The organism is Pseudomonas sp. 43NM1 (genome assembly GCF_002836905.1).
Lineage (GTDB): Bacteria > Pseudomonadota > Gammaproteobacteria > Pseudomonadales > Pseudomonadaceae > Aquipseudomonas > Aquipseudomonas prosekii.
This window is the reverse complement of sequence record NZ_MKGS01000079.1, coordinates 1-5,444: the sequence shown is the minus strand read 5'-3', so window position 1 is coordinate 5,444 and position 5,444 is coordinate 1. Positions and strand designations below refer to the sequence as shown.

The following is a 5,444-nucleotide window of genomic DNA, read 5'->3' as shown; positions in this document are numbered from 1 at the left end:
GCCTGAAGCCGGTTACCGCTCGGAGTATGAAGCCCGGGCTGATTTGCAGCGCTACGTGGTGCGCTACAACAACTTCAGGCTCCATAGCTACAACGATTACCGGTCACCGGTCGCCATGGAGAAAATGGCGGCGTGAAAAAACCGTAATTGGTGTCCAGGATTACTTGACCAGATCAGCTCGGCTCCTACAGGGTTTTGTGGCGTGGTTGGGTTTCGGGGCGGCTTACTCGGTGGTGAATTTGAACACGGTGTTTTGGCTGTAGGTTTTGCCTGGGTCGAGGCGGGTGCTTGGGAAGTTTGGCTGGTTGGGCGAGTCCGGGTAGTGCTGGGTTTCGAGGGTGAACGCGCCCCAATGCGAATAAACCTTGCCGCCCTTGCCCTTGACGGTGCCGTCGAGGAAGTTGCTGGTGTAGAACTGCACGCCGGGTTCGCTGGTGTAGAGCTGCAGGCGCCGGCCGGATTGCGGATCGCTGACGTCGGCGGCCAGTTTGCTCACGTCGCCCTTGGCGTCCAGCGCCCAGTTGAAATCGAAGCCACCCTGTTTCGGTTCGGCGAATTTCAGTTGTGGGTGATCAGCCTTGATGTGCTGCCCGATGGCCGTCGGTTTGCTGAAATCCATCGGCGTGCCGGCCACTGGCGCCAGTTCGCCAGTCGGGATCAGCGTGCCATTGATCGGCGTGTAATGGCTCGCGTGCAAGGTCGCCAGTTGCTGCAATACATCGCCATTACCCGCGCCAGCGAGGTTGAAATAGCTGTGATTGGTCAGGTTCAGCACCGTCGGTTTGTCGGTGCTGGCCTTGTACTCGATGCGCAGCTCATTGTTCTCGGTGAGGCTGTAAGTGACCTCGGTTTTCAGGTTGCCGGGAAAACCCATCTCACCGTCTTTCGACAAGTACGTCAGAGTCACGCTCGCCGCATCCTTGCCTCTGCCTGGCTCGGCTTTCCACACGTGTTTGTCGAAACCCTGACTGCCGCCGTGCAGCGAGTTGGGGCCGTCGTTTTTCGGCACCTGATAACGTTTGCCGTCCAGCTCGAACGCACCGCCGGCCAGGCGATTGCCGAAGCGGCCGATGGTCGCGCCAAAGTACGCGGTGCCTGCCTGGTAACCCTGAACATCATCAAAACCGAGGACGATGTCATCGACCTTGCCGTTCTTGTCCGGCACTTGCAGCGACTGCAACGTCGCGCCGTAAGTGATCACCGTGGCTTGCATGCCGTGGCTGTTGCGCAGGATGTATTGCTCGACGGGCGTGCCGTCATTGGTTTTGCCGAAAGCCTTATGCTCGCTGGACAGGCCGGCGGCGTGGGCGGGGAGGGTAGCGATCATCAGGGACAGTCCGAGGGCGGAGAGCAGGTAGCGGGATTGAAGCATGGTTGACCTTCCATTTTTTGTTGTTGTGGTAGTAGTCATACTAAATAACGCTGGAAGGACAATTTATAGCTGATAAACCACGTTATTCAATAAAAAGTCATACTAAATGAATGAAGCAAAACTGCCGGTGATCGGTAGACCCGCGCCAGCACTGCACTTTTTGCCAATGCGCGGCTCTATGCATGGCCAGGCTGCGGCGACTCCCGCCGCGCAAAGACGTGTCAGCCCAACATCCCATGGTTCGAGTTTCATCCCTCATTACTAGCCCAATGCGCGTTTTGGCCTGCCTGGCGTTGCTGTTCGCCAGTGGTTGCAGCCAGCAGCAGGGCAGCGACATCGTCAGCCAGTTTCGCCAGGGCAAACCTCAGGAATTCCTCCAGACCAGTGTCGATCGCATGGCCACGCTGGCGATGCACGACAACCTCGAAAGCCTCTATTTGCTGATGAGCAAGCTGTACCTGCGCAACCCGCAAGAACTGAAAAAATCCGGTTTCCTCGACGCGCGATCCGCTGAAAAACAGGTGCGCGAAGCCATCGAAATGCAGCAGCCATTACCCACCCTTGGCGGCAAGAAAGACCTGGCGGCATTGAGTTTCGCGATGAGTCCGGAGTTTCTTGGCGATCGAGTCGGCGCGTTCATTTATGCGATCGGCAGCATGCTGGTGACCGCGCATGGCAATCGGCTGGAGTTCTACATGACCGATGCGATCAACCCGGTGTTCGTCAGCAACGCCGCGCGCAACATCGAGAAAGCCACGTGGATTCTCAGCCAGCGGCAAAACAAGAATGGCGAACCGTTGCTGTTTTCCAACGAGATTTCGGAGGAGGGCAGCAACCTCAGTTTTGCCGTGGAATTCGGCAAGATCGTCGCGCGCCTGGATTTGCTGACGCAGATGCTCGATGAGCGCTATCGGCGCATTGGCCTGAATTACGCGCAGAGCCTGTTGTTCCTCAACTTCCTGCCCGTCCAATAACCCGCTGACCGGCCCTGTAGGAGCAAAGCTTGCTCGCGAAGGCTTATCAACATTCACCATCAATGTTGCCGGTGATGGCCTCTTCGCGAGCAAGCTCTGCTCCTACAGAGTGATGCGAGCTTGCGGCATAACGATAGACCGTATCGATATAAGTGGTTATAAGAAAAATCGCTATGCTGCGGGCCAGTTTTTTCATGCGATTGCTGCGGGCGTGTTAATGGATTTCGGGAATTTCGGTTTAGTCGTCGCAGGACTGGTGGTGGGTTTTATCGTCGGCATGACTGGCGTCGGCGGTGGCTCGCTGATGACGCCGATCCTGTTGTGGTTTGGCGTAAACCCGGCCACCGCAGTCGGCACCGACCTGTTGTACGCGGCCATTACCAAATCCAGCGGCGTGCTGGTGCACCGCAAAAACAAGAACATTGATTGGGCGATCACCGGTTGGCTGACCCTCGGCAGCGTGCCGGCGGTGGCGCTGACGTTGTGGTTTCTCAGCAGCCTGCACACCGCGCCCGACGCGATGAACGCGATCATCAAGCAAGCCCTGGGCTTCGTGCTGTTTGCCACGGCGATGGCGATTTTCTTCAAGAAACGCCTGCTCGCTTTCGCCCATCGACGCGCCGGCGGCAACTACAACCCCAGCGGCACTCGCCTGAATGTGATGACGGTCATCACCGGCCTGATCCTCGGCACCATGGTCGCGCTGACGTCGATTGGTGCCGGCGCCCTCGGCACTGTTGCGCTGTTTATCCTCTATCCGCTGCTGCCCACGCGGCGCCTGGTCGGCACCGAAATCGCCCACGCCGTGCCGCTGACCCTGGTCGCCGGCCTCGGCCACGCGAGCATGGGCAACATGGATTGGCAGGTGCTGGGTTTCCTCTTGATCGGCTCGTTGCCCGGCATCTGGCTCGGCAGCCACCTCACCGGGCGAATCTCCGACGAAGTGCTGCGCCCGTGCCTGGCGACGATGCTGCTGCTGATCGGCTACAAACTGGCGTTCTGATCCCGCCGCTATCGAACCGACCCCGCACCTGCAGGAGTGAGCCTGCTCGCGATAGCGCACTAGCCTTCAATCACCGGTTTGACCGATCCACCCTCATCGCCAGCAAGCTCATTCCCACAGCAATTTGCGCCACGCACAAACAAACCACTGCTCCCGCCCCATTAGGTGCTACGGTGCCAAGCCACCCTTCATCCATTCGCGGATGACCTGTCGGCATTCCCCCGTGATCCACAAGGATGAGGTGACACGTGCACGCTTTAATCGACGTCATCGAACGTCTCCGTTCCCCAGCCGGACACTGCCACGACGCTCTGTCGTGAACGTCCCGCCGAAGAGTTTGCCGCTGATTCTCAATGAGCTGCGCGTCGCTACCACCCAGCAGCATCAGTTGCTGGAGAAACGCATCCCTTTTTTCACCGCCGACCAGGCGCTTTACACCCGATTGATCAAAGCCTATTACGGTTTTTATCGGCCGCTGGAGCATTTGCTGGCCCGGCAGGCAATGAACATTTCGGGCCTGGACTGGCTGATCCGCAGCAAAACCCCATCGCTCGAAGCAGACCTGTTTGCCCTCGGCCTCGGCACAGACGCCGTCGAGGCGATTGCCCCGTGCCGGTTTGCCTTCCAGATCAGCAGCGCCGCCGACGTGCTCGGCGTGTTGTACGTGCTCGAAGGCGCGACACTCGGCAGCCAGTCGATGCGCAACGGTCTGTACTCGCGCCTGGGCATCGACGAACACAGCGGCGGGCGGTTTTTCGGGGTATACGGCACCTCGACGCTGGTGATGTGGCGCGGCTTTCTCGCGTGCTTGTACGAAGTGCGCGACCCCGCCGAGCGAGCGCGAACGGTGGTCGCGGCCGAGGCGACCTTCAAGGCGTTCGAGCAGTGGCTGGAGCAGTGCGGGGTGTTGCAATGATCCGCCGGACGCAGCCTCGCGGTGCTCGGCAGCTGCTACAGGAGGTGGTTGGGGGCGCTGGTGATGTGCGGCGTCGTGCGGTTGCGCAATATCGGCCCTGACCTAAGCTTTGGCCTAGGCGAAACATTTTTACGGGCCGTCACCCGGAACGATCGCCGCGATGCGCAATCAGTAGAGCGTGGATATCAAAAGGAGACGCGCATGCTCATCAGGTCATTGACCCTGACAACCTTGCTGGCGCTTGCTGGCCCCTTGCTCGCCGCCGATGGCGATTCCCCGTTGGACATCGATAAGGGCAGGGCCCGGCCGCTGATTGTGATCACGTCCAGCACCATCGACCCGGTCTGGCTCGGTTTGAAAAAATCGCTGGACGATCCGGCCAACAAAGAAGGCCTGGCCCAGCGCAACATCCGGGTCTACAGCGTGCTGAGCATGTCCGGCCAACTCGACGGCAAAGACATGGGGCAGCAGGACACCATGGCGCTGATTCGTTCGCTGAAACTGGGTGCCGGCGCGTTGCCGAAAGTCATTCTGGTGGGCAAGGATGGCGAGAAGAAACTCGAAAGCTCGGGTGATGAATCGAAAACCGTCGACCTGAAGAAAATCTTCGAAACCATCGACGCGATGCCGATGGCCGAAAAAGAAGCGGCCGCCGCTGCCGCCGCCACGCCACCACCAGCAGCAGCCGAACCGGCAGCTGCAAAAGGCACCAAGGGTACCAAACCGACAAAACCGGCCAAGCCTACCAAGCCACCAGAAATGCCGGATGACTGATTAACGTCCTCTGCCCCCTGTAGGAGCGAGGCTTGCCCGCGAAAGCGCTGGACCCGCCAGAAAAGATATTGGCTGATCGAACGCTTTCGCGGGCAAGCCTCGCTCCTACGGGTTTTGTATTGGGTACATCACCGCAGACAACCGCGCAGTTGTGGGAGCAGAGCTTGCTCGCGATGGCGGTCGGTCAGGCGATTTTTGATTACCTGATACACCGCTTTCGCGGGCAAGCCTGAACTGGCCTAATGATTTTGGACACTTCAATCGGGCGCTATGATGGCGCCCAAATCTGAGGTGTTTTTGGATATGCGTAATTCTTATTCAACTGAGTTCAAACTCAAGGCTGCTGGCATGGTGCTGGATGAGGGGATATCGGTTCCCGAGGTTTGCGCCAGTTTAGATATTGGC

General features: G+C 58.9%; 8 protein-coding genes. 6 read left to right on the top strand and 2 right to left on the bottom strand.

Features of this window, described 5'->3' with window-relative positions:
- Positions 1 to 223: 223 nt before the first annotated feature.
- Positions 224 to 1,372: an aldose epimerase family protein gene (locus BI292_RS08555; RefSeq protein ID WP_101207614.1), complete on the bottom strand. Its 1,149-nt coding sequence runs from the start codon at positions 1,370 to 1,372 to the stop codon at positions 224 to 226.
- 236 nt (positions 1,373 to 1,608) lie between these two features.
- Here BI292_RS08555 and BI292_RS08550 point away from each other — a divergent pair, with 236 nt between their 5' ends.
- Positions 1,609 to 2,346 carry a hypothetical protein gene (locus BI292_RS08550; protein WP_101207613.1) on the top strand — a complete coding sequence of 246 codons (738 nt, stop codon included), beginning with the start codon at positions 1,609 to 1,611 and terminating at the stop codon, positions 2,344 to 2,346.
- Positions 2,347 to 2,392: 46 nt separating this feature from the next.
- Here the strand turns inward: BI292_RS08550 and BI292_RS28760 are convergent, their stop codons facing one another.
- Positions 2,393 to 2,542: a hypothetical protein gene (locus BI292_RS28760; RefSeq protein ID WP_157831234.1), complete on the bottom strand. Its 150-nt coding sequence runs from the start codon at positions 2,540 to 2,542 to the stop codon at positions 2,393 to 2,395.
- Positions 2,543 to 2,563: 21 nt separating this feature from the next.
- Here BI292_RS28760 and BI292_RS08545 point away from each other — a divergent pair, with 21 nt between their 5' ends.
- The 5 genes from BI292_RS08545 to BI292_RS29450 all read left to right on the top strand — a co-directional run.
- Complete coding sequence (locus BI292_RS08545) at positions 2,564 to 3,349, top strand: sulfite exporter TauE/SafE family protein (protein WP_101207612.1); 786 nt, start codon at positions 2,564 to 2,566, stop codon at positions 3,347 to 3,349.
- A 316-nt stretch (positions 3,350 to 3,665) separates the two neighbouring features.
- The gene (locus BI292_RS08540; protein ID WP_157831233.1) at positions 3,666 to 4,265 is read left to right on the top strand and encodes a biliverdin-producing heme oxygenase; all 600 of its coding nucleotides are present in this window, start codon (positions 3,666 to 3,668) and stop codon (positions 4,263 to 4,265) included.
- Positions 4,266 to 4,466: 201 nt separating this feature from the next.
- A complete protein-coding gene (locus BI292_RS08535; protein ID WP_101207610.1) occupies positions 4,467 to 5,039 on the top strand; it encodes a DUF4174 domain-containing protein in 573 nt (190 codons plus the stop codon).
- Positions 5,040 to 5,071: 32 nt separating this feature from the next.
- The gene (locus BI292_RS08530; RefSeq protein WP_101207609.1) at positions 5,072 to 5,272 is read left to right on the top strand and encodes a hypothetical protein; all 201 of its coding nucleotides are present in this window, start codon (positions 5,072 to 5,074) and stop codon (positions 5,270 to 5,272) included.
- Between the two features lie 70 nt (positions 5,273 to 5,342).
- Positions 5,343 to 5,444: transposase (locus BI292_RS29450; RefSeq protein ID WP_371918716.1), on the top strand; the 102-nt coding region annotated here is incomplete at its 3' end.

Excerpts from the sequence above, each read along its gene's own strand:
- BI292_RS08545 (WP_101207612.1), top strand. The coding sequence starts at position 2,564 with ATGGATTTCGGGAATTTCGGTTTAGTCGTCGCAGGACTGGTGGTGGGT.
- BI292_RS28760 (WP_157831234.1), bottom strand. The coding sequence starts at position 2,542 with ATGAAAAAACTGGCCCGCAGCATAGCGATTTTTCTTATAACCACTTAT.
- BI292_RS08550 (WP_101207613.1), top strand. The coding sequence starts at position 1,609 with ATGGTTCGAGTTTCATCCCTCATTACTAGCCCAATGCGCGTTTTGGCC.
- BI292_RS08555 (WP_101207614.1), bottom strand. The coding sequence starts at position 1,372 with ATGCTTCAATCCCGCTACCTGCTCTCCGCCCTCGGACTGTCCCTGATG.
- BI292_RS08535 (WP_101207610.1), top strand. The coding sequence starts at position 4,467 with ATGCTCATCAGGTCATTGACCCTGACAACCTTGCTGGCGCTTGCTGGC.